We start from the raw sequence: 23,417 nt of genomic DNA, 5'->3' as shown, positions 1-23,417 counted from the left end.
CGCTCAAAGCGTCTCGATGCGCACGGCGTACACGCCGCCGATGACAACGAGCTCGTCCTCCCCCTTCAGCATGCCGGGCAGGAGGTCGTTGTAGAAGCAGATCTTCGCCAACGGCACCTGGGCCGTCAGGATGTAGTCGCCGAACTCGTCGGCACGCTCGCGCTCGCGCGTGAAGCTGTTCAGATTGTTGAGCAATACTCGATACCAGCCGTCGGAGCCACGCGCAAGCACCTCGTGCTCGTCGATGCGGTTGCTGCCGCGAAAGAGCGTGAGATGGGTCTGCCGCGGGTGCTGCCGGGTCAGCTCGTACTGGCAATAGGTGTAGAGCAGGTCGAGCTGGGCCTCCAGCGCGTTGGTGGCGTAGAGCCCGTGACTACCGGCGGCCAGGTACTGCTGGTAGGCATCGCTGTCGCGCCCGTCCAGCGGACCCGCGTGGTGGCGAGCGAGAAGCCCGAAGCGCGTCTCCACCCAGTGTTTCAGGACCGCGCCCTCGCGGCCGTCGGAGTCGAACGACCAGCCACGCACCATGCGCAGGTAGTTGGCATTGCGCCGCGACTTGCGCACGCGCCCCGGCGCAAGCCCGGCCTGTTCCAGGTCGTCCAGGCAGAAGTGCGCGGCCATGTAGTCGACGAACAGCGCGGCGCGCTCCCGGTGCTCCGCGATCGGCGCCAGAAAGCGGAATAGCTCGTGGTGAAAGGCACGCACGCCGTCGATCTCGAGCGGCACCGGATGCGCCTGGTAGGTGAGCCCACCCAGGATCACCGCCGGCAGGTTGCAGCGGTTGATGGGCAGCCGGGCAGCGCGCGGCAGCGACGGCGTCTGTGTCGGCCCCGTGTCGGGAAGCCTGTCCTTATACGCACAAGACTTGCGGCTTTGTCGGCTATCCGACCAAGCGTCGCCGCCGACCAGATCGCCGTTAAAGCCTTTATTCTCAGTTGCTTGCACGGCAACCTCCAGGTTGGCACGGCGTCTGCTTTATCCCGGCTGAACGCACTTTCAACGACTGCCCCGCGCCGGGGCGAACAACCGGGAGAAAGACCCATGGCACTGCGTCAATGCGCCATCTACGGTAAGGGCGGCATCGGTAAGTCCACCACCACTCAGAATCTCGTCGCCGGCCTCGCCGAGCTCGGCAAGAAGGTCATGATCGTCGGCTGCGACCCCAAGGCCGACTCCACACGCCTGATCCTGCACGCCAAGGCTCAGGAGACCATTATGCACCTCGCCGCCGATGCCGGCTCGGTGGAAGACCTGGAGCTCGAAGACGTGCTGCGCGCCGGCTACGCCGGCATCAAGTGCGTCGAGTCCGGCGGCCCAGAGCCGGGCGTCGGCTGCGCCGGCCGCGGCGTCATCACCGCCATCAACTTCCTCGAAGAGGAAGGCGCCTACGAGGATGACCTCGACTTCGTCTTCTACGACGTGCTCGGCGACGTGGTGTGCGGCGGCTTCGCCATGCCCATTCGCGAGAACAAGGCGCAGGAGATCTACATCGTCTGCTCCGGCGAGATGATGGCCATGTACGCGGCCAACAACATCGCCAAGGGCATCGTGAAGTACGCGAGCTCCGGCGGCGTGCGTCTCGCCGGCCTCATCTGCAACAGCCGCAACACGGCCCGCGAGGACGAGCTGATCATGGAGCTCGCGCGCCAGCTCGGCACGCACATGATCCACTTCGTGCCGCGCGACAACGTTGTGCAGCGCGCCGAGATCCGCCGCATGACCGTCATCGAGTACGACCCGAAGGCCAAGCAGGCCGACGAGTATCGGACCCTGGCGCAGAAGATCATCGACAACAAGAACTTCGTGATCCCGACGCCGATCACGATGGATGCGCTCGAAGACCTGCTGATGGACTTCGGCCTGATGGACGAGGAAGACGAGAGCATCGTCGGCAAGACTGCCGATGAAGAGGCCGTCGCCTAAGGCTCCGCCCCACCCCTCTCCCCTTTCCCTTCTCCCGGAGGGGATAGGGGTCTTTGAGATCATTCTTCAATGCGTGACCGTCCGCGGATTGGCGGCGGCGCCGATACGAGGAAAGCCGAAATGGCAGCAATGACCCGCGAAGAGACCCAAGCCCTCATTCAGGAGGTGCTCGAGGTCTACCCCGACAAAGCCAAGAAAGACCGCGCCAAGCACCTCGCGGTCAACGACCAGACCATCGAGCAGTCCAAGAAGTGCATCACGTCCAACCGCAAGTCGCAGCCGGGTGTCATGACCATCCGCGGCTGCGCCTACGCTGGCTCCCGAGGCGTGGTGTGGGGTCCGATCAAGGACATGATCCACATCTCCCACGGCCCGGTGGGCTGCGGCCAGTATTCGCGCGCCGGCCGGCGCAACTACTACGTTGGTATGACCGGCGTCAATACCTTCGGCACGATGAACTTCACCTCCGACTTCCAAGAGAAGGACATCGTCTTCGGCGGTGATAAGAAGCTGGACAAGATCCTTAGCGAGATCGAGCAATTGTTCCCGCTCGCCAAGGGCATTTCGGTGCAGTCCGAATGTCCGATCGGCCTCATCGGCGACGACATCGAGTCGGTGGCGAAGAAGAAGTCGAAGGAGCTCGACAAGCCGGTAGTGCCGGTGCGTTGCGAGGGCTTCCGCGGTGTGTCCCAGTCCTTGGGCCATCACATCGCCAACGACGCCATCCGCGACTGGGTCATCGGCAACCGCGACGGCGACAATTCCTTTGAAACGACGCCCTACGACGTTGCCGTCATCGGCGACTACAACATCGGCGGCGATGCCTGGGCCTCACGCATCCTGCTCGAAGAAATGGGCCTGCGCGTGGTGGCGCAGTGGGCCGGCGACGGCACGCTGTCGGAGATGGAGCTGACCCCGAAGGTCAAGCTCAACCTCATCCACTGCTACCGCTCGGTGAACTACATCAGCCGGCACATGGAAGAGAAGTACGGTATTCCGTGGATGGAATACAACTTCTTCGGCCCGACCAAGATCGCCGAGAGCCTGCGCGCCATCGCCGAGCGCTTCGACGAGACCATCCAGGCCAATGCCGAGAAGGTCATCGCGAAGTATCAGGCCGAGTACGAGGCCGTCGTTGCCAAGTACCGCCCGCGCCTCGAAGGCAAGCGCGTGATGCTCTACGTCGGCGGTCTGCGTCCGCGCCACATCATCGGTGCCTACGAAGATCTCGGCATGGAAGTGGTCGGCACCGGCTATGAGTTTGCGCACAACGACGACTACGATCGCACCATCAAGGAGATGGGTGACTCGACGCTGCTCTATGACGATGTCACGGGCTACGAGTTCGAGGAGTTCGTCAAGCGCATCAAGCCCGATCTCATCGGCTCCGGCATCAAGGAGAAGTACATCTTCCAGAAGATGGGCATCCCCTTCCGCCAGATGCACTCGTGGGACTACTCGGGTCCGTACCACGGCTACGACGGCTTCGCCATCTTCGCCCGCGATATGGACATGACCATCAACAACCCCTGCTGGAAGAGCATGCAGGCACCGTGGCTGAAGTCGGACGCCGACGACGCCGCGGCCCCTATGGCCGCCAGCGCTTGAATGAGTAGCTAGGAGCTAGGGGCTGGGGAGCTAGGCACAGCGCCTAGCACCTGGCACCTAGCACCTTCCCCCAAGCACCCAGCACCTCTTTATCCAAGCCACGTCCGCAGATGAGCGGCGCGGCAGGAGCACATCCATGAGCCAGACCGTCGACAAAATCAAGCCCAGCTACCCGCTGTTCCGTGACGAGGACTACAAGGCCAACCTCGCCGCCAAGCGTAACACCGTCGAGGAGGTCGTCGACAAGGCGAAGCTTGACGAGGTATTCGAGTGGACCACCACCGTCGAATACCAAGAGCTGAACTTCGCGCGCGAGGCGCTGACCGTCAACCCCGCCAAGGCCTGCCAGCCGCTCGGCGCGGTGCTGTGCGCGCTCGGGTTCGAGAAGACCCTGCCTTACGTGCACGGCAGCCAGGGCTGTGTCGCCTACTTCCGCACCTACTTCAACCGCCACTTCAAGGAGCCCGTGGCCTGCGTCTCCGACTCCATGACCGAGGATGCGGCGGTATTCGGCGGCCAGAAGAACATGTACGACGGCCTCGAGAACGCCTTGGCCCTGTACAAGCCGGAATGCATCGCGGTCTCCACCACCTGCATGGCCGAGGTCATCGGTGACGACCTCAACGCCTTCATCACCAATGCCAAGAAGGCAGGTCACATCGCGCAGGAATTCCCGACCCCGTTCGCGCACACCCCGAGCTTCGTCGGCAGCCACACCACCGGCTGGGACAACATGTTCGAGGGCATTCAGCGCTATTTCACGCTGAACTACATGGAAGACAAGGTCGTCGGCTCCAACGGCAAGGTCAACCTGGTGCCCGGATTCGAGACCTACCTCGGCAACTATCGCGTCCTGCACCGGATGATGCAGGAGATGGGCGTCGGCTATTCGCTGCTGTGCGACCCAACCGAGGTGCTCGACACGCCCGCGGACGGTGAGTTCCGGATGTACGACGGCGGCACCCCGCTGGCGGAGGTGAAGGACGCGCCGAACGCCATCGACACCCTGCTGCTGCAGCCCTGGCAGTTGCCGAAGACGAAGAAGTTCGTCGAGATGACCTGGAAGCAGCCGGCCAACCACGTCGACATCCCGATGGGCCTGGAGTGGACCGACGACTTCCTGATGAAGGTCGCGGAGCTCACCGGCAAGTCGATCCCGGAGAGCCTCGCCAAGGAGCGCGGCCGCCTGGTGGACATGATGACCGACAGCCATGCCTGGCTGCATGGCAAGAAGTTCGCGCTTTACGGTGATGCGGACTTCGTGATGGGCATGACCAAGTTCCTGCTGGAGCTGGGTGCCGAGCCGACCCACGTGCTCTGCCATCATGCCAACAAGCGCTGGAAGAAGGCCATGGAGAAGATGCTCTCGGACAATCCCTATGGCCAGGGCGCAACGGTCTACATCGGTGCGGATCTGTGGCACATGCGCTCGCTGTGCTTCACCGCCAAGCCGGACTTCCTGATCGGCAACAGCTACGGCAAGTTTATCCAGCGCGATACGCTGCAAAAGGGCAAGGAGTTCGAGGTGCCGCTGATCCGCATCGGCTTCCCGATCTTCGACCGCCACCACCTGCATCGCATGACCACCTACGGGTACGAAGGCGCGATGTACATGCTGACCACGCTGGTCAACGCGGTGCTGGAGCGGCTGGATGAAGAGACCCGCGGTATGGGCACGACGGATTACAACTACGACCTGGTCCGTTAAAGGGTAATATCGAGTGCGAGGGCGAGCGGTCGGGGGCGAAAGCACCCGCCCTCCCCTCGGCCCCCAACCTCGACACTCGTTACCCGGACCCGGAGTCAGACATGCCCAATGTAATGATCAGAAAGAACGACGACGGCTGCCTGCTGTTCTATGTCGCGAAGAAGGACATGGAAGAGACCATCGCCAGCGTCGAAACCGACACCGCCGACGCCTGGGGCGGCGCGGTGGAGCTCACCGACGGCTCGCGCTGGTATATCGAACCCATCAGCCCGCCGCCGAGCTTCCCCACGACCCTGCGTTTCAAGCGCGCCGAAGATTGAGCCTTCCGGAGACCAGAAATGGCCCTGCAAATCGTAAAAGACGTCTGCACCGCCTGCGGCGACTGCGAGCCCGTCTGCCCTACCGACTCGATTGCCCCATGGAAGGGCGTCTACAAGATCGATACCGCCACTTGCAACGAGTGCGAAGGCGAGTTCGACGCGCCGCAATGCCTCGACGCCTGCATGGAAGACGACTGCATCGTCCCGGCGTGACCTAGGCGGCCAGCCCGCGTCGGCGCGCCCGCGCCGCGCCGGCGCATCTCCCCAGCGCACCATTCCCCAGCGCAGCATTCCGCAGAGCACCATGCGCCAGCGACGATTGCTGCCAGGCCGCCAGAGGCGACACACATGACCGACCAAGCCATCTCCGACGACATGGCGCTGCGCATCGGCCTTGCCGCCCGCGCGCTGCCGGACACGGACCCCGCCCGCCTGCTCCGGGTCCTGGTAGACGCGGTCGGGCTGCCACCGACGGCCGCCAAGCTCGACGAGCTCAGCGTCAAACAACTCAAGAGCGCCGCGGACGGCGAGCTGGCCGAGGTCGATGCCCACAGTCTCAAAGCCGCGCTGGCATTCTTGAAGGGCCAGGGCGCAGACGTCGCGCCGCCGCCTGACCTGGAGGCCCCGCTCGGCGACGCCGAGGCCAAGGGCTCCATCCTCGTTGCCTGCGCCTCCAACGGCGGCGAGCTGCTCGATGGACACTTCGGCTCCTGCCGCCGCTTCCTGATCTATCAGGTGGCCGCGGGCGCCTATCGCCTGATCGATGTCCGCGCCATCGAGGACAGCGTGGCTACGGACGACAAGAACGCCGACCGCGCCGCGCTGATTCGCGATTGCCAGGTCCTCTTCGTCGCCAGCATCGGCGGCCCGGCCGCGGCGAAGGTCGTCAAGCTGGACATCCACCCGATCAAGTACCCGCAGGGCGGCAACGCCCGCGAGCGCATGGCGGCGCTGGCCGAGCAACTGGCGGATAAGCCCCCGCCCTGGCTCGCCAAGGTCATGGGCCAGAGCAACGAGGAGCGCATCCGCTTCGAGCGCGATGCCGAAGACGCCTGACACGAGCTGCATGCGGAGCCCAAGCCACAGCAATCAAGCCACAGCAATGATCACCGACGCCTTCCTGGATCAGATCACCACCATCATCGAGCGCGCAGGACTCAGCGCAGAGTCCCTCGCCGCGCTGCGCGAAGCCTTCCCGGACGTACACTTCACGTATTGCCTGGACGACGACATCAGCGCCCACATCCTGCCCTTCCGCGAGGCCGAGGGCTTCAACCTCTATCTCATCTCCGGCGCCGAGCACTGCATCAAGTTCACCAAGGATCAAGAGATCGCCACCGGCCTCGTGCTGGCCGAGGTCGACGAGGACGACTGAGCGGCGGCGGGCGCCTGCGCAGCAGCCATTGCCGCTGTGCGACCTGAACTTCGGCTACCTGCCGGCCGTCGGCGGCGCGCACCTGCCCAGCGTGGTCCTGTTGCAGCTCCGCAACGACACCGCTGAGGCTGTCAATCGGAGGCCTGCCGCCGCGCCTGCCGATCCCGACTCGAGAGTCAGCTCCGGGCGGATGTCACGCTGCTTCACATAGACTTTGCTCTATCCTTCCTCAAGAGAACATCGATCCCGCGCGCTAGGTTCCTCGGCTAGCATGGGGGAATTCTTCGTCCCCCAGTCAAACGCCTCGCCGAGCACCGCCATGCGCCCTGCCCTGCTGACCACGCTGCTGCCCTTCCTTCGCTGGTTCCCCCTGTCGGGCGCGACGCTGAGGAGCGACCTCATCGCCGGCATCACCGTCGCGCTAGTGCTGGTGCCGCAGAGCATGGCCTACGCCCAGCTCGCCGGGCTGCCGGTGGTCTACGGGCTCTACGCTTCCACCATCCCGGTAATCATCGCCTCGCTCTGGGGCTCGCTGCCGCAGTTGCACACGGGTCCAGTGGCCATGCTGTCGCTGATGTCCGCGGCGGCGGTGCTGCCGCTCGCGGCGCTGGGCAGCGACGATTTCATCACGCTGTCGATCATGCTCGCGCTGATGGTGGGCGTGCTGCGGCTCGCGCTCGGGCTGCTGCGCATGGGCATGCTGGTGAATTTTCTGTCCAGCCCCGTCATCGTCGGCTTCACGAACGCCGCGGCGCTCATCATCGGCCTATCGCAGCTCAGCAAGATCCTGAACGTGCCCTTCCCGCGCACGGACAACTTCGTGTCGGACCTCTGGATCGTCATCGAGCAACTGCCGCAGACGCATCTGCCGACGCTGGTGTTCGCGCTCGCGACCTTGGGGATCATCATCGGCGCGCGGCGCGTCATCCCGAAGGTGCCGGGCGTGCTGCTCGCGGTGGTGCTGACGACGCTCGCAAGCTGGGCCATCGGCTTCGAGCGCAACGTCACCGCCCCCATCGACAGCATCCGGGACGACGGCGCCCGCAGCGTCGCAGAGGAATACAACCGGACGCTGGGCGCCATCAACGGGCTGGGCGAGTCCACCTCGCGCCTCAATCAAAAGATCCGCGGCCTGGGCAGCGCCGACGACGCCGAGCATTTCGCCGATCGCGCGCTGTTGGAAGCCGACCTGCGGGTGCTGGTGCACGAGCTGGAGCAGCACAAGCTCGCGAACAACGAGCGCCAGGTGGCGCTGCACAACATGCGCTTCGCCCACGCCGTCACCGCCGACGGGCAGGACCTGTTCTACGCGAAGGACAGTGCCCCGGCGGACGTGGAGACGGATGGGCGCACTTGGCGCGTCGCCAAGGTGAAAAGCGGCGAAGTGCTGCTGATGGGTGGCGGCGCGGTGGTCGGCGCCATCCCCGCCGGGCTGCCGAGCTTCAAGGTGCCGGAGCTGCGCATGGATCTGTTCTGGGCACTGTTGCCCTCCGCGCTGGTGATGGCGCTGATCGGCTTCATGGAGGCCACGTCCATCTCCAAGGCCATTGCCGCGCAGACCCGCGAGCGCGTGGACACGAGCAAAGAGCTGGTGGGCCAGGGCCTCGCCAACATCGTCGGCAGCTTCTTCAGCGCCTTCACGGTGAGCGGCTCCTTCTCGCGCTCGGCCGTGGCCGCCAAGAACGGCGCCAAAACCGGCCTGTTCGCGATCTTCAGCGCCATCGGCGTCATGCTGGTGCTCTTGTACCTGACGCCGCTGCTGTATCACCTGCCACAAGCGGTGCTGGCCGTCATCGTGATGATGGCCGTGTTCGGCCTCATCAACCTGCGCGCGCTGATCCGCGCCTGGCAGATCGAGCGCCAGGAGGCCGTGGTCGGCATCGTCACCTTCGTCGCGACCCTGGCCATGGCCCCGCAGCTCGCCAACGGCATCCTGCTCGGCGCCGGGCTCGCCATCTTGCTGTTCCTGGTGCGCACCATGAAGCCGCGCACGGATATCCTCGGCCTCGACGCCGAGGGCCGCCTGGCCGGTGTCAGCATGAACGACATCGCGCCGCTGGGGCAGAACTTCATCGTCGTGCGCTTCGACGGCTCGCTCAACTTCGTCAACGCCTCGCGCTTCGAGGACGTGCTGCTGGAGGCCCGCGCGAAGAACCCGCAGGCGCGCGCGGTGCTGATAGAAGGCAGCGGCATCAACGACGTCGACGTCACCGGCGAGGAGCGCCTGCGCGACGTCATCGAGACCTTCCGCGACAACGGCGTCGAGATCTATTTCTCGAGCCTCAAGGCGCAGGTCTACGAGACGCTGCGCCGGGGCCGGCTGTTCCGGCTGCTGGACGAGACGCACTTCATCCGCACCAAGGACAAGGCGCTCGCGTTCATGGCCGAGACCTTCGACAGCGGCAAGCCGCTGCAGCCCGCCGCACCCGCCGTCGGCCCCAGCACGCCAATTCTGGGCTGATTGCCACGACGCGCGGGCCCGCCGCGCGTCGCACCCGGCGAGGGAGGCAAAGCCGCAGACCGACCAGGGCACGCAGCCTCGTATTGCGCAGCTCGCTCGTGGCGCAAGTGAACCAAAGGGCCGAGGGCCAAGGGCCAAGGGCCGAGGAGGAATCCCTTGGCCCTTGGCCCTTGGCCCTTGGCCCTTTTGCCTGCAATCGCCTGTCGTCGTGAAACCTGACGCATCTGCAAACGTTCGGCGCCGTGCTTCTCGGAGGCTCAGGTGCGGACCCCGGGCGCACCGGCGACAGCACCCGAGGGCGGAACACCGCGACGCATTCGCCGCCGGGGTCACGCTCGCTGTTCCCCTTATACTGCGCACTTTGCCGCAGTCGAGGAATTTGCCATGTCCCGCCCCCCCGTCAATAAGGTCGTGCTCGCCTACTCGGGCGGGCTCGACACGTCCGTCATCCTGAAATGGCTGCAAGCAGAATACGGCTGCGAGGTGGTCACCTTCACCGCCGACATCGGCCAGGGGGAGGAGCTGGAGCCGGCCCGCGCCAAGGCCGAGGCCGCGGGCGTCAAGGAGATCTACATCGACGACCTGCGCGAGGAGTTCGTGCGCGACTTCGTCTATCCGATGTTCCGCGCCAACGCGGTCTACGAGGGCGAGTATCTGCTCGGCACCTCCATCGCCCGGCCGCTCATCGCGAAGCGGCTGGTCGAAATCGCCGCCGAGACCGGCGCCGATGCCATCTCCCACGGCGCCACCGGCAAGGGCAACGATCAGGTGCGCTTCGAGCTCACGGCCTATGCGCTGAACCCGGAGATCAAGATCATCGCGCCGTGGCGGGAATGGGACCTGCTCTCGCGCGAGAAGCTGATGACCTACGCGGCGGAGCACGGCATCGCCATCGAGCAGAAGCGCGACGGCAGCAAGTCGCCCTACAGCATGGACGCGAACCTGCTGCACATCTCCTACGAGGGCTACGACCTGGAAGACCCCTGGGTCGAGCCCGGCCCGGACATGTGGCGCTGGAGCGTCGCGCCCGAAGACGCCCCGGACACACCCATTGAGATCACGCTCGGCTTCACGCACGGCGACGTCACCGCCATCGACGGCAAGGCCATGAGCCCGGCGGAGGTGCTGGCGGAGCTGAACCGCATCGGCGGCGAGCACGGCATCGGCCGCGCCGACATCGTCGAGAACCGCTACGTCGGCATGAAGTCCCGTGGCTGCTACGAGACCCCCGGCGGCACCATCCTGCTGAAGGCCCACCGCGCCATGGAGTCGCTGACGCTGGACCGGGAGGCCGCCCACCTGAAGGACGAGCTCATGCCCCGTTACGCGACGCTCGTCTACAACGGCTACTGGTTCACGCCGGAGCGCGCGATGCTCCAGGCCGCCATCGACCAGACGCAGCAAGTCGTCAACGGCGACGTGCGCCTCAAGCTCTACAAGGGCAACGTCATGGTCGTGGGCCGCCGCTCCGCGACCAACAGCCTGTTCGACGAGTCCATCGCCACGTTCGAAGAGGACGCAGGCGCCTACGACCAGGGCGACGCCACCGGCTTCATCCGACTGAACGCGCTGCGGCTGCGGGTGGCCGGGCGGCGGCGGGGCTGAGCGCCCGTTCGCTATCCGGGGCGGACAAGCCGATGCCGACGCAGCAGCGTAGCGCCGAGGCGGCGCCCGGTCTCACCGGGGCCGCCCTCGCTGCCAAGCTCCGCGAGGTCACCGCCCGGCTCGTGGCCGCGCTCACGCCCGAGCGCGTGCTGCTGTTCGGTTCCCACGCCTGGGGCAGCCCCGACGCCGACAGCGATCTCGACCTGTACATCGTCGTCGCCGACGACTCCGAGCCGGCCCATCGCGCCGAGCCCGCCCGGCGCGCCCAGGGGCGCCTACGGATAGGAGACGGTCCGCTTCGCGGGTGTCAGCCGCCGCGCTCGACGAGCAGATCGCGGAGCGCGCGCAGCAGGTCGGTCTCGGTGATGATGCCCACCAGGTGGCCGCCGCCGTTGTCGGAGACGGGCAGGCAACCGATGTGATCCGCCATCATGCGTTCAACGGCGGCCCCCAAGTCCGCATCCGGTGAGATGGTCGTCACGGGTTGATGCATGATCTCGCCGATTTCGACCGGCGCCTCCTGAAAGCAACGGGCGGCCAGTTGGAGGTCCCGCCGCGCCACGAGCCCGGCGCAGTTGCCGCCGGCGTCGAGCACCGGCAGATGGTGCAGGCCCTTCTCCTCCATGATGCTGAACGCGTCCTGATAGTCAGCGCCCGCATCGATGGTGATGGGCGCTGCGGTCATGTAATCACGCACTTGCATGTCTTTGGCTCTCCGGTTCGGTGGTGCTTGCCGGCCTCGGGGAAACGCGTATCAGCGGCCATCCCCATCCGCGGTTAGGGCAGACTCGGCATAAAATTCGGACGGCGCCGTCTTCCGGCGTCCTCAGCGTCGACTCCCTCGGCAGGCCGTCTGACTTTGCGGCAATGCCGCGGGCCACTTATGGTTTTGACCAAGAATGAACGAGCGGCGGGACGCCGTGAAGTGTTGCGGATCAACCAACGGTGCGGAGACTGTCGTCTGCCCACGCTCAAGACATTGCTCGCCGGTCGAATAGTGCGCCAGATCAACAAGCGTGTCGATGCGGCGAGGCCGGACGCCGGGATTCCGGCCGCAGCTCGCCGACGTGAGGCACCTTGCGCCGGAGCCAACCTCCCGCCGCATTAGGACGGGCAGCGACAACCACAAGCGAGTTGGGTTAGCATCGGCGGCGAGCGTTGGTACGGGTTTTCCCGTGCCTTTCCAAACCGGCAGCAGAGGCGCAACGACCGATGAGCCGCGGCATACAACTAAAGCAGCTGACCGAGACCGATCTGGGCCACCTGGGTTTGGCACCGGACACCCTCCAGGGCGGCCTGGACTTGGCGACGGATGGCGACTGGCTCGACACGGACGCCCTCGCCATCGCGCGCGAAGTGCGGCGTACGCTCGAAGCCGTCTTCGACATTCTGACCGAGGCCCTACCGGGCGAGCGTGCTTGAGCATGGGGCGGCGCGGCGCCAGGCCAACGCCAGCCTGCCGCGCTCCGATCCAGGCGCGCCGCCTGGACGGCGCTCGTGCAACCGCCGCGAGAACGAGACAAAAAAGAACCGCCACGGCAGGTTGCATGCTGCCGGGCGGCCAAGCTGGCTTGCTGCCCAGAAATCGAGGTGGTCGCCGCGGCGATGCCGCGCTGCCGGCGCTCGGACAGATCGCGGTCCTTCGCGCTGTCCGTAGCGCATCCGAGGCGGAGCCTAGGGTTGGTCGGCGACAGCAAGCCCTGGGCCCACTGTGGCGCTGATCTGCAGGGACCGAAAACGAGACTGGCACAATCGCGTTGTCCGGTTCCGTCCGAACCTCACCGGGACGGCCGAGAGCGACGCCCCGTCAGCGATATCACGGCCCCAGCGCGCCTGACCACGCGACCGGGTCCGGGATGTCTTGACCCAGGGTTACGGGGTCAGCGGTTGCACGCGTCGTTGTCGGCTTCGGGGCCCGTGCCGCCGCCCCGCATCCGGTCGTTGTTGCGCACAACACCGACGATGAACCCTGCGCTTGCCAGCGCTGCCAAGACGCCGCTGATGGTCAATGCGTCGAAACTCATGGTACTGCCTCCGTTTCTCGCAACTGCGCTAGTCTTTCTCAGGCGCGCGGCCACTGCGGCCGGTGCGCCCACCTGAACGACCGGCGGGGGTCCGGGCGTCGGGTCTGCGGCGAGGTCCTTCGCCTCCAATCGGCTTTGGTTCCCCCATAGCTCAAGTTCATTATCAGTGGCGGGAACTACCAAGGTATTTCATCATATTCGGATATTGTGACAAGTTGTAACGCGGCGACGCGCTTTCGGAGAACCTCCGGAAAAATCCCGGAAGCACGTCACAAAACAGTGCTCTGCGCCGCCGCGGCGACCCGTGCGATGATGCGGCCATGGCCACCACCACCGACAGCCACACCCGTGTCCTAGTCGTCGACGACGACGCGTCACTGCGCGAGCTGTTGACGGACTACCTGCGTCGCGAGGGTTTCGAGGTCAGCGGCGTGGAGGACGGTAACGCGATGTTCGCTTGGCTGGAGGAGCAACAGGCCGACCTGTTCATCCTCGACCTGATGCTGCCCGGCGAGGACGGGCTCGCGCTGGCGCGGCGGCTGCGCACGAAGGACGACACGCCCATCATCATGCTGTCGGCGCGCGGCGAGGACATCGACCGCATCGTCGGCCTTGAGGTCGGTGCCGACGATTACCTGGCGAAGCCCTTCAATCCGCGGGAGCTCCTCGCCCGCATCCGTGCCGTGCTGCGCCGGCGCATGCCCAGCGCCGAGGCCGTGGCGGCGGAGCCGGTGAGCTTCGGCCCCTATCGGCTCGACATCGCCGCACGCCAGCTCACACGCGACGGCGAGCCCGTGACCTTGACCGGCAGCGAGTTCGATCTGCTGTCGATCTTCGTCGAGCATCCGAACCAGATGCTGCATCGCGACCGGCTGCTCGACATGCTGAAGGGCTACGAGCGCAACCCCTTTGATCGCAGCATCGACGTGCAGGTGGCGCGCCTGCGGGCCAAGATCGAGCCGAACAAGAAGCAACCCCGCTACATCCGCACCGTCTGGGGCCGCGGCTACATGTTCACGCCGCAGGCGGAGGGGTGATCCCTTGCCGTCGCTGCTGCCGTCATCGCTGTTCGCACGGGTGCTGCTGACGCTGGTGCTCACCTTCGGCAGCTTCGCGCTGATCACCTTCTTCACCGTTGTCTACTACGCGCTGTTCCCGGTGGTCCAGCGCTCGACGGCGGATCTCGCCGCGTTCATGGAGCTATCCGCGCGCACCCTGGTACAACTGCCCGAAGACATGCAGCCGGACTACCACGACAAGCTGCTGGACGACTACCAGCTCTGGCTGCGCCCGGAGCCGGAGGCCCCGAAGGACCTGCACGACTATTACTTTCCGTACGTGCAGCGCCTGAGCGAGGCGCTGAGCGAGCGCGCGGGCGCCAAGGTGCGGATGCAGAGCAACGTCATCGACGACAAGCGCTGGTTCTGGGTGGAGCTCGAGACGCCGCAGGGCCAGGTATGGGCGGGCTTTCCGCGCGATCGCATCAATACCAAGCCGATGGAGGGCCTGTTCATCATCTCCACGCTGGCCCTGTTGCTGCTGGTGGTGACGGCGTCGGTGCTGGCGCGCCGGGTCACCTCGCCCCTGACCCGCCTCGCCCGCGCCGCCGAAGAGGTGGCCAAAGGGCGCTCTCCCGAGCCCTTGCCGGAGAGCGGTCCGCGCGAGCTCGCCGACCTCGCCCGGCAGTTCAACGAGACGAGCCAGCAGGTGCGCGAGCTGCTCGCGGACCGCACCGTGCTGCTGGCCGGCATCTCCCACGATCTGCGCACACCGCTGACGCGGCTGCGACTGGCGTTGGAAATGCTGCCCCGGCAGACCGACCCGGGGCTCAAGGAGCGCATGGAGCGCGACCTTGAGGAGATGAACGCACAGATCAGCCAGGCCGTGGAGCTCGGCCGCACCCTCGGCGCCGGCGAGCGGCAGCGCCTCGACATCGGCCGCCTCGTCGCCGAGGTGGTGGGTGGCCGCCCGCGCATCGTCTGGCAGCCCGGGCGTCCTTGCATTCAGGCGGTCAACGCCATGGCCCTGCGGCGCATCCTCGGCAACCTGATCGAGAATGCGCTGCGCTACAGCCAGGCGCAGGTGGAGCTGCGCATGGACTGCAACTACCGCGCCGCTGTCATCTTTGTGCTCGATCGCGGACCAGGCATTCCGGAGGCCGAGCGCGAGGCGGTGTTCCGGCCCTTCTACCGGCTGGAGCGATCCCGCAACCGCCGCACCGGCGGCTCCGGGCTCGGGCTCGCCGTCGCCCGCCAGCTCGCGGTGGCCAACAACATGGAGATCCATCTCAGCAGCCGCGTGGGCGGCGGGACCGTGGCCAGCGTGCGCCTGCCACCGGAGGACGAGCCGCCGGACGACGAGGCGCTTGCCGACGACGATGGTGCCGCCCCCAGCGCGGCCCCCGTGGCACCGCCGCTGCCGGTCGCCTAGCCGCCGCAGCGCACGGGCAGTAAAGCCGCGGGACGGTCGCCACCGGCGTCGCGCCCACGAATCGCGACAAAACGCCACGGCAACGCGCATTGACGCGTTGCGAATGCGGTTGACGCCCGCGCGAGCGCTCCCTACATTTCGCCGGGACATCGACGAGCGGCCCCTCTGGAGGGCCGCTCTGCCGGCGGCATTTTGCCGTCCGGTTCCAAACAACAGCACCGCTGCCAAGGGGAAACACATGCTGCAATCCGGCGACCCGGCTCCGCCCTTTTCGTTGCCCGATGCGGACATGGAGCGTGTCGATATCACCCGGTTGTGGGCGGAGCGCAATCTCGTGCTGTGCTTCTACCCCAAGGACGACACGCCGGGCTGCACCATGGAGGCGCTGGAGTTTACCGACCTGCACGCCGAATTCGAGGCCGCCGGCACCGACATCGTCGGCATCAGCCGGGATAGCTGCGCCAGCCATGGTGCCTTCCGCGACAAATACGGGCTCAGTGTCCGGCTGCTCGCAGACACGGACGGGGACGTCTGCGAGGCCTACGGTGTCTGGCGCGAGAAGGAGAAGAACGGCGTGAAGAAGATGGGCATCGTCCGCTCCACGTTCATTGTTGGGCGCGATGGCGTGATTCGCCACGCCCTTTACGATATCAAGCCCAAGGGCCACGCGGCGGATGTGCTGGAGCTGGTGCGCGGGCTCTGACGCCGGCACAGGGGCTCTTTGTCGCGGGCCGGCTCGGCGCTGTCGGCCCAGCCCAGCCCATCGAGCACTCGCCCCCAGTCCGTATCGAGCGGCGCGCTGACCGCCATGCGCCCGCCGCGCGGATGCGCGAAGCCTATCTCGCGGGCATGCAACAGCAGCCGCTCGACGCCGAACCGCTCCCGGAAGAACCGGTTGTGCCGGCCCTCGCCGTGCGTGGTGTCGCCGATGAGCGGGTGGCGGATGTGGGCGAGGTGGCGCCGGATCTGATGCCGGCGGCCGGTGTGCGGCTGCACGCCCAGCAGCGCGTAGCGGCTGGTCGGATAGCGGCCGACGGCCACGGGCAATTCCACCGTTGCGAGCCGCCGGTACGAGGTCAGCGCCGGCCGCAGCGCCCGCCGGCCCGCGGCACTCGCCTCGGCATCGGCGAGGGCATAGTCGATGCAGCCCTCAGGCTCCGGCCAGCCGCGCACCACGGCCAGGTACTGCTTGGCAACGCGCTGCGCCTCGAACTGGCGCGAGAGGTGTCGCGCGGCGGCCTGGGTGAGGGCGAACAGCATGACGCCCGAGGTCGGCCGGTCCAGGCGATGCACCGCAAAGAGGCGCCGGCCGAGCTGGTCGCGCAGCCGTTGCAACAGGAACGTCTGCGCCTGCGCGAGGCGCGTGCGGTGCACCAGCAGGCCGGGCGGCTTGCTCACCGCCACGAGCGTGTCGTCCAGGAACAGGACCGGAATCTCCGCACCGTCCGCCCCCGGAACTGGACCCTGCATCGCTGACGCCTCGCTCTGTGCGGAAATCCCGATTGACGCAACTGACCACGGCCCGTTCCATCGGCACGGCTGCGCCGCTATCGTAGCCCGCCGGCACCTGTGCGAGACCGCGTGTGAAGCTCCGCTACTACATTTTATTGCTGCTGCTGCTGTTCGGCCTGGCACCGTTGATCATCGCCGTGCTGATCAATCTGCCGCTGGTGCTCGATCGCACAGCGATGTTCTACCAGAAGGCGTACCTGCAAAACCTGAGGGCGGACTTCCGCGACCTGGACCAGCACCTCGCGAGCCGCGACGAGATGATACGACTGCTCGCCAAGCTGCCCGAGCCCGGCGTGATCCTGGGCGACATCGGCCGCGAGGAGGACATCGACCTGGCGCGCGCCCGCTACACCGGCTGGATCAACCAGATGCTGCCGGATCAGTTGGACGTGATCGAGATTCTGTTCGTAGACGCGGCGGGCAACGTGCGCTTCTGGCTGCGCCGCGACCCGAAGACCTCCGCATGGCACCCTGAGCCGCTGCCACCCGAGCCGCCGAGCCGCGGCTTCGTCAACGCCGGCCTCAAGCTCAAGACGGGCGAGGTCATCGTCAGCCGCATCCGCATCAACCCCTACGGCGCAACCGAAGACCCGCGTCAGCTCATGACCCTGCAGCTCGCGAGCCCTGTCGGCAAGCCCGGCGGCCCCAACGCCCTGCCGCCCGGCCTGCTGCTGATGACCATCGATGTCGGCGGGCTCGCGCAGTACTACCGCGACACGCTCTGGGTCACCAACGCCGGCAGCTACCTGCGCGCCGGCGAGCCGCTCAGCGACACCGCGACGGCCTTCGACGACTTCAGCGGCCTGGCGGACATCTTCGAGGACGGCAAGCTCGCGCTGTGGAAGAACGCGAACGGCCCGCCGCTACTGTGGGTGCCCATGTTCCTGACCGAGGAGGGCGTGCCGCTGTGGGTCGGCCGGCCCGTGGACCCCTCCCCCATCGAGCAATTCCGCGACGCGCTGATGGCCCGCGTGCTGTCCATTATCCTGGTGCTGGTGCTGGTGGTGCTGCTCATGGCCCGCTGGCTCGCGAACCGCGCCGAGCACTTCGGCCAGGAGCTCACCAGCGGCATCGAGTCCATCCTGCGCGACAGCGAGCCGCAACGCTTCGACTGGCAGGGACCGCAGGAAGTCCGCGCGCTGGCCCGGCAACTGAACGCGCTGGCGCAGCATCATGCCGAGCACATCGCCACCGAGCGCCAGCACACGCGGGAGCTGGAGCAGTCGAACCGCTACAAGTCGGAGTTCCTGGCCAACGTGAGCCACGAGCTACGCACGCCGCTCAACTCCATCCTGCTGTTGTCCAAGATGCTGGCCGCCGAGGCCTCCGCGCTCGACGGCGAGCAGCGCCGCCAGGCCCAGGTGATCAACGAGGCAGGACGCGACCTGCGCACGATGATCGACAATATTCTGGACATCTCGCGCATCGAGGCGGGTCCGGTCACCGTGAGCCTGGAATGGGTCGATATCGCCCCAACGCTCGCCGAGCTCGCCGAGCTGATGCGCCCGCCGATGGCGCAGAAGGGCTTGCGACTACTCCTCGACATCGCCGCGGGCGCACCGGAGCGGATCTACACCGACCGCGGCAAGCTCAGGCAGATTCTGAAGAATTTCCTGTCGAACGCGGCCAAGTTCACCGACGCGGGCACCGTCACCATCGCGGTGACAGCGGGCAGCGCGGAGCGGCCCGTCGCCATCGCCGTCAGCGACACCGGCATCGGCATTCCGCCGGGCAAGGAAGAGATCATCTTCGAGGCCTTCCAGCAGGCGGACGGCTCCACGCGCCGGCGCTACGGCGGCACCGGGCTTGGGCTCTCCATCAGCCGCGAGCTGGCCAAGCTGTTGGGGGCCGAGATCACGATCCAGAGCCGGCTCGGCGAGGGCTCGCGCTTCACGCTGCTGCTGCCGCTCGAGCTGGACCCGGCGGAGATCGAGGCGGTCGAGATCCTGGAACACCACGCGGCACCACCGCTGCGGATCGACGCCCGCACCGACACGGCGGCGCTGCGCGACGGCGCCGAGTCGGCCGCGCCGCCCGCCACGCCGGCGACACCCACCGTCGAAATCGGCAATCATTGGGTCCTGTTGGTGGAACGCGACGTGCAGTGCCTGGTGACCGCAACCTCCGAGCTGGAGGCCCTGGGCGTGCGCGTACAGACCGCGGCGGATGCCGACGAGGCGCTGGAAACCCTGCAGGAGGAGCGCGACTGTGCCCTCCTGCTGCTGGCCGCCTCGGCATCCGCGGCGGAAAGCTGTGCTACGATCGGGCGAATTTACGAGGAGGCGGCCGGCAGCGTACCCCCGATCTACGTCATCGGTGACCTGAGCGCAGCGCAGCGTCGGCGCTGCCTGGCCGCCGGCGCCGACGGCTTTCTCACCAAGCCGGTGGACCGGAGTGCGCTCGCGGCGCTGCTGCAAGGCACCGTCACAGTGAACAAGGCAGACAGCGGCGGGCTGCCGACACCGGATATCGCATGACGGCTGGTATGGCACAGGGCTCCGGCTACAAAATCCTGATCGTTGACGATCATGCGCACAATCTGTATACGCTGCGCACCCTGATCGAGAAGCATCTGGAGGCGACGGTGCTGGAGGCGGCCTCCGGCCGGGCCGCCATTGATGTGACGCTCCAGCACCAAGGGATCGACCTCATCATCCTCGACGTGCAGATGCCGGACATGGACGGCTTCCAGACGGCATCGCTGCTGAAGCTCAGGAAGCGCACCCGCGACATCCCGATCATCTTCTTGACCGCCGCCTTCAAGTCGGAGGAGTTCCAGCAGCGCGGCTTCGCGGTGGGCGCGGTGGACTACCTGCTCAAGCCCATCGACGACAACCTGCTGATCAACAAGATCAGCACCTACTTCCGGCTGATCGCGAAGGAACGCGCGCTGAATCTGGACCTGGAACAGAAGGTCGCCGAGCGCACGCGCGAGCTGGAGCAGGCGCGCCAGTACCTTGAGAGCATCCTGACCCACATGGGCGAGGCCCTGCTGGTGCTGAACCCCGAGGGCGTCATCAAGATGGCGAACCCGGCCGCCTGCACCATGCTCGACTATACCGAGCAAGGCCTCACCGGGCTCTCCATCGGCGATGTCTTCGAGGAGGAAGGCGACGAGGAGGCCGGCGCCTTCATGGGCACCTGGCTGGAGGCCCTGATCCGCACCGGCGCGCTGGCCAAGATCGAGGCACGCTTCATCGCCCAGGACGGCACCCGGGTGCCGATCCTGTTCTCGCGCACCGCGGTCAAGGACCAAGCCGGCAAGATCAGCGAGATCATCTGCATCGCAAAGGACATGAGCGGCTACGTCCGGGTCGATGACGAGGCGGCGTATCGCACCCGTGCCGCAAAGCGCGAGACCGTGTGAACGCGAGACCATGTGAACGCATCCTATGCAGATCGTGGCCCCCCGCGCTTGGAGTCAGGCGCACATCGGCATGCGTTCCGACCGGGAGGCTTGAGACCGCCGCAACGCTCGGCGACCTTGCCCCAGCAGTGACAGGCGTCCCGAGCGACAGGAAGACACAGAAAGTGCGAAGGAGCGAATTCACCGCCACCCGCGGACACGACGGGGGCAGTAACCAAAGGCAAGTGATGGTCTAATCACCATGAGCGAGCAAGAACAGGCCGAGCAGGCCCCGGACCCGTCCGAGGAGGACACTGCTCTCACCGCCATGGCCCTGAAGGCGATGGCGCATCCGCTGCGCTGGAAGATCCTCTGCTCCCTAGGCGAGCGGGAGCTCTCCGTCGGCGAGATCGTCGAGCGCACCGGTACGTCCCAGAGCAACATCTCCCAACACCTGGAGCAACTGCGCAACAAGAACATCGTGGTCGCGCGCAAGGAGGCGAACCGTATCTACTATCGCATCCGCAACCACCAGTTGCTGGAGCTGATCGGCATCATGCGCGACGTGCTCTGCCCCGCCAATCTCGACGACCGTTATCCCCGCTGAAGCACCACCCGACCAAGGGGCCAACGATATGAGCAAGCTCGACGACAAGCACTGGTTCACCGAGGTCGCGGAGGTCGCGGGCAGCGCCTTCTCGCTGCGCTGCCGACGCAAGCTGCACGAGGAGCGCAGCGACTACCAGACCATCGAGGTCTACGAGACCGAGCACTTCGGCAACCTCATGGTCATCGACGGCTTCACGATGCTCTCCAGCCGCGAGAATTTTCTCTACCACGAGATGCTCGCGCATCCGGTGCTGCTGACCCACCCCCGCCCGGCCCGCGTCTGCATCATCGGCGGCGGCGATTGCGGCACGCTGCGCGAGGTGCTCAAGCACCAGAGTGTGCAGCAGGTGACGCAGATCGACATCGACGAGCGCGTCACCCGCGTCGCCGAGCGCTACTTCCCGGAGCTCACGGCCACCAACGCCGACCCACGCGCGACGCTCCTGTTCGCCGACGGCATTCGTTGGATCGCCGAGGCGGCGCCCGCGAGCCTGGATGTGATCATCATCGACAGCACCGACCCCGTCGGGCCAGCGGAGGGGCTCTTCACCGCCGACTTCTACCGCGACTGCCGCCGCGTGCTCGGCGACGGCGGGCTCTTGGTGCAGCAGAGCGAGTCACCGCTCTATCACCTCGACATCATCGCCGCCATGCACGAGGACCTGCGCAGCGCCGGCTTTGGCGCCGTGCGCTCGCTGTTCTTTCCGCAGACCATCTACCCCTCCGGCTGGTGGAGCGCCACGATGGCCTGCACCGACGCGGCGCTGCCCGACTATCGCCGCATCGACGCCGCCGCCGAGCTCGACACCGTCTACTACAACAGCGACATCCACGCCGCCGCACTGGCGCAGCCGGAGTTCTTGCGCAAGCGGCTGGCAGGGCTGGACTGAGACTAGATCGAGTGCGCGTGCGCGGGCAGCACCAAGGCGCCGCTCGGCGGAACGCGCGTTGAAAAGAAACACGCTCGGCGGCTGGCGCAGCCCTTAGCCCGCAATCGTCTCCATGCGCCCGGCGAGGGTGAAGTCCAGCTCGGTGATGCCGCCGGCGTCGTGGGTGGCGAGGTCGATCCGCACCGTGCGGTAGACGTTGAACCATTCCGGGTGATGGTCCATGGCCTCTGCGACCAGCGCGCAGCGGGTCATGAAGCCGAAGGCCTCGTTGAAGTCCCGGAACGCGAATTCCTTGTGCAGCTTACCGTCCGCGATCTGCCATGGCGCCGCGGCCGAGGCGTTGAGGGCGGACAGGGCGCTTGAGATCTCCTGCTCGGTCAGCTTCGTGCGGCTCATCGAAGTCTCCTGCGGGTGGCGATAAGCCCGCTAGGTAGCCCCGCCCGCCAGGCGCTTCAAGGGCGCTTAAGCGGCCCGGCGGGCCGCTCGCCCATCGCTATCGCGCCCCGGCGAGTCCTCAGGGGCTCGTCTGCTCCTCGCTGTCGCCGCTGACCTTAGCGGCGCGCTTGGCCTTGTCGACCGCCTCGTCCACGACCGCCTTGGCCTTGTCCGAGAGCTCGTCGGCACCCTCCTGGACCACGTCGACCGCAGCGGCGGCCTTGGTCTTGAGGCGAGCGCCGAGCTTCATCATCGCGCTCGCAAGCTTATCCGCGCCGCTGCGCACCTGCGCCGCCGACGTGTCGGCCAGCGCAGCGATGCGGCGCTGCAGCGCCTTGTCGGTGGCGCCGTAGGTGACCAGCGAGCCGAGTACGGCGCCGGCAGCAAAGGGAATGAGCGGGAATGGCATGGGGAAAACCTCCTCGATTGCTTGACGGGGTCAAGTGCTTGCAGGTGAGCTTGCAGATGAGTCAACTTTCACGGCGACAAGGCGCTTGAGGGAACAAGGGCCGAGGGCCAAGCTAGCCCTCCTCGGCCCACGGCCCTCGGCCCTTCGGAGTCAGGCGTAGCGGCACGCGGCGTGCCATGCCTGTCTGGACTTTAAGCGTAGCAGATGACAGCACAATGACAGGCGCAAAGCCCCGCCATCGCCTGGCCTCACGAGGCCAGGCGATGGCGGGGCTTGCAGCCCAGCTACGCCGGGCGGGGCCGGCGCAGCGTTGGATCAGGCGGCGACTTTCTCTTCGAGCTTGCGAAGCAGCGGGTAGAGGTGCTCGGTCTCGCGCTGAATGCGATCGAGCACGAGCGCGAACATCTGCTCCGTCTCACCGAGGAACTCCGCATGGTTGCGGATGGTGAGGCGGCGGTTCGACTCGTTGCACCAGTCCTTCAGGTACTTGTGGAAGATCCGCTTGATCTCTGTGGAGCCGGACAGGAAGCGGTCAGCGGTGTTCTTGACCGTCTGGTCCGGATAGGAGATCAGCCTGCCGCAGAGCTCGCGGTCCACCAGCTCGATGTGCTCCTTGACCTTGGCGGTGTACTCGAAGAACACATCGCAGGCGGTCTCGGTGTCGCACATCTCGCGGCTCTGCACGAGATACAAAAAGACATTGGACAGCTCGGTGATCTTGTGATTCTGGGCATGCAGTTTAGAGAAGGCGGTCATTGCGAG

At 66.4% G+C, this 23,417-nt stretch carries 24 protein-coding genes; 17 read left to right on the top strand and 7 right to left on the bottom strand.

Translation table 11 applies throughout. The annotated features are described in order from the left end of the window. Positions 1-3 precede the first annotated feature (3 nt). Entirely contained in the window at positions 4-810 is an 807-nt protein-coding gene (locus tag ML01_RS05320; protein ID WP_058554477.1) for an NAD(+)--dinitrogen-reductase ADP-D-ribosyltransferase, read from the bottom strand. A 231-nt stretch (positions 811-1,041) separates the two neighbouring features. On the opposite strand from ML01_RS05320, the gene nifH reads away from it, so the two are divergent. The 9 genes from nifH to ML01_RS05275 all read left to right on the top strand — a co-directional run bounded on the left by nifH (position 1,042) and on the right by ML01_RS05275 (position 11,000). Further along, positions 1,042-1,923 carry a nitrogenase iron protein gene (gene nifH, locus ML01_RS05315; RefSeq protein WP_058554369.1) on the top strand — a complete coding sequence of 294 codons (882 nt, stop codon included), beginning with the start codon at positions 1,042-1,044 and terminating at the stop codon, positions 1,921-1,923. A 120-nt stretch (positions 1,924-2,043) separates the two neighbouring features. Further along, positions 2,044-3,531: a nitrogenase molybdenum-iron protein alpha chain gene (nifD, locus tag ML01_RS05310; RefSeq protein ID WP_058554368.1), complete on the top strand. Its 1,488-nt coding sequence runs from the start codon at positions 2,044-2,046 to the stop codon at positions 3,529-3,531. 136 nt (positions 3,532-3,667) lie between these two features. Beyond that, positions 3,668-5,239, top strand: coding sequence for a nitrogenase molybdenum-iron protein subunit beta (nifK, locus tag ML01_RS05305; protein ID WP_058554367.1), 1,572 nt, complete (start codon positions 3,668-3,670; stop codon positions 5,237-5,239). Between the two features lie 101 nt (positions 5,240-5,340). Next, positions 5,341-5,559: a putative nitrogen fixation protein NifT gene (nifT, locus tag ML01_RS05300; RefSeq protein WP_058554366.1), complete on the top strand. Its 219-nt coding sequence runs from the start codon at positions 5,341-5,343 to the stop codon at positions 5,557-5,559. 18 nt (positions 5,560-5,577) lie between these two features. Further along, a complete protein-coding gene (locus ML01_RS05295) occupies positions 5,578-5,772 on the top strand; it encodes a 4Fe-4S binding protein (RefSeq protein ID WP_058554365.1) in 195 nt (64 codons plus the stop codon). A 135-nt stretch (positions 5,773-5,907) separates the two neighbouring features. Beyond that, the gene (locus tag ML01_RS05290; protein WP_058554364.1) at positions 5,908-6,615 is read left to right on the top strand and encodes a dinitrogenase iron-molybdenum cofactor biosynthesis protein; all 708 of its coding nucleotides are present in this window, start codon (positions 5,908-5,910) and stop codon (positions 6,613-6,615) included. Positions 6,616-6,661: 46 nt separating this feature from the next. Beyond that, on the top strand, positions 6,662-6,934 hold the full coding sequence (locus tag ML01_RS05285) for a DUF6129 family protein (RefSeq protein ID WP_058554363.1): 273 nt from the start codon (positions 6,662-6,664) through the stop codon (positions 6,932-6,934). A 319-nt stretch (positions 6,935-7,253) separates the two neighbouring features. Then, positions 7,254-9,395 (top strand): SulP family inorganic anion transporter, encoded by a 2,142-nt coding sequence (locus ML01_RS05280; RefSeq protein ID WP_058554362.1) that lies wholly within the window; start codon positions 7,254-7,256, stop codon positions 9,393-9,395. A 384-nt stretch (positions 9,396-9,779) separates the two neighbouring features. Further along, the gene (locus ML01_RS05275) at positions 9,780-11,000 is read left to right on the top strand and encodes an argininosuccinate synthase (protein ID WP_058554361.1); all 1,221 of its coding nucleotides are present in this window, start codon (positions 9,780-9,782) and stop codon (positions 10,998-11,000) included. A gap of 307 nt (positions 11,001-11,307) precedes the next feature. On the opposite strand, the gene ML01_RS05265 is transcribed toward ML01_RS05275, so the two are convergent. Then, positions 11,308-11,703, bottom strand: coding sequence for an HPP family protein (locus ML01_RS05265; protein ID WP_058554359.1), 396 nt, complete (start codon positions 11,701-11,703; stop codon positions 11,308-11,310). Between the two features lie 509 nt (positions 11,704-12,212). Here ML01_RS05265 and ML01_RS05260 point away from each other — a divergent pair. Continuing rightward, complete coding sequence (locus ML01_RS05260; protein ID WP_058554358.1) at positions 12,213-12,422, top strand: hypothetical protein; 210 nt, start codon at positions 12,213-12,215, stop codon at positions 12,420-12,422. Between the two features lie 458 nt (positions 12,423-12,880). Here the strand turns inward: ML01_RS05260 and ML01_RS28405 are convergent, their stop codons facing one another. Next, positions 12,881-13,024 (bottom strand): hypothetical protein, encoded by a 144-nt coding sequence (locus tag ML01_RS28405; protein WP_156427569.1) that lies wholly within the window; start codon positions 13,022-13,024, stop codon positions 12,881-12,883. Between the two features lie 320 nt (positions 13,025-13,344). Here ML01_RS28405 and ML01_RS05255 point away from each other — a divergent pair, with 320 nt between their 5' ends. From ML01_RS05255 to ML01_RS05245, 3 genes are all read left to right on the top strand, one after another. Next, a complete protein-coding gene (locus tag ML01_RS05255; RefSeq protein WP_058554357.1) occupies positions 13,345-14,061 on the top strand; it encodes a response regulator in 717 nt (238 codons plus the stop codon). A 4-nt stretch (positions 14,062-14,065) separates the two neighbouring features. Then, positions 14,066-15,454 carry an ATP-binding protein gene (locus ML01_RS05250; protein WP_082673974.1) on the top strand — a complete coding sequence of 463 codons (1,389 nt, stop codon included), beginning with the start codon at positions 14,066-14,068 and terminating at the stop codon, positions 15,452-15,454. Positions 15,455-15,692: 238 nt separating this feature from the next. Continuing rightward, complete coding sequence (locus ML01_RS05245; protein WP_058554356.1) at positions 15,693-16,157, top strand: peroxiredoxin; 465 nt, start codon at positions 15,693-15,695, stop codon at positions 16,155-16,157. Here the strand turns inward: ML01_RS05245 and ML01_RS05240 are convergent. Next, positions 16,097-16,924: a pseudouridine synthase gene (locus ML01_RS05240; RefSeq protein ID WP_156427568.1), complete on the bottom strand. Its 828-nt coding sequence runs from the start codon at positions 16,922-16,924 to the stop codon at positions 16,097-16,099. The genes ML01_RS05245 and ML01_RS05240 overlap by 61 nt on opposite strands. A 113-nt stretch (positions 16,925-17,037) precedes the next feature. On the opposite strand from ML01_RS05240, the gene ML01_RS05235 reads away from it, so the two are divergent. From ML01_RS05235 to speE, 4 genes are all read left to right on the top strand, one after another. Then, positions 17,038-19,443, top strand: a complete 2,406-nt coding sequence (locus tag ML01_RS05235; protein WP_058554355.1) for an ATP-binding protein — start codon at positions 17,038-17,040, stop codon at positions 19,441-19,443. Next, the gene (locus ML01_RS05230) at positions 19,440-20,333 is read left to right on the top strand and encodes a response regulator (protein ID WP_371258182.1); all 894 of its coding nucleotides are present in this window, start codon (positions 19,440-19,442) and stop codon (positions 20,331-20,333) included. Before ML01_RS05235 ends, ML01_RS05230 begins: the two co-directional genes overlap by 4 nt. Positions 20,334-20,574: 241 nt before the next feature. Continuing rightward, positions 20,575-20,919: a metalloregulator ArsR/SmtB family transcription factor gene (locus ML01_RS05225; protein ID WP_058554353.1), complete on the top strand. Its 345-nt coding sequence runs from the start codon at positions 20,575-20,577 to the stop codon at positions 20,917-20,919. 28 nt (positions 20,920-20,947) lie between these two features. Continuing rightward, positions 20,948-21,811 (top strand): polyamine aminopropyltransferase, encoded by an 864-nt coding sequence (speE, locus tag ML01_RS05220; RefSeq protein WP_058554352.1) that lies wholly within the window; start codon positions 20,948-20,950, stop codon positions 21,809-21,811. A 93-nt stretch (positions 21,812-21,904) separates the two neighbouring features. Here the strand turns inward: speE and ML01_RS05215 are convergent, their stop codons facing one another. The 3 genes from ML01_RS05215 to ML01_RS05205 all read right to left on the bottom strand — a co-directional run bounded on the left by ML01_RS05215 (position 21,905) and on the right by ML01_RS05205 (position 23,411). Then, positions 21,905-22,207, bottom strand: coding sequence for a 4a-hydroxytetrahydrobiopterin dehydratase (locus ML01_RS05215; protein ID WP_058554351.1), 303 nt, complete (start codon positions 22,205-22,207; stop codon positions 21,905-21,907). Between the two features lie 118 nt (positions 22,208-22,325). Beyond that, entirely contained in the window at positions 22,326-22,655 is a 330-nt protein-coding gene (locus ML01_RS05210) for a hypothetical protein (RefSeq protein WP_058554350.1), read from the bottom strand. 315 nt (positions 22,656-22,970) lie between these two features. Next, on the bottom strand, positions 22,971-23,411 hold the full coding sequence (locus ML01_RS05205; protein ID WP_058554349.1) for a hypothetical protein: 441 nt from the start codon (positions 23,409-23,411) through the stop codon (positions 22,971-22,973). Positions 23,412-23,417: the final 6 nt, after the last annotated feature.

The sequence above is a fragment of the Thiohalocapsa sp. ML1 genome (assembly GCF_001469165.1).
Lineage (GTDB): Bacteria > Pseudomonadota > Gammaproteobacteria > Chromatiales > Chromatiaceae > Thiohalocapsa.
Note: the sequence above shows the minus strand (reverse complement) of the source record. Positions and strands in the feature narration are given on the sequence as shown.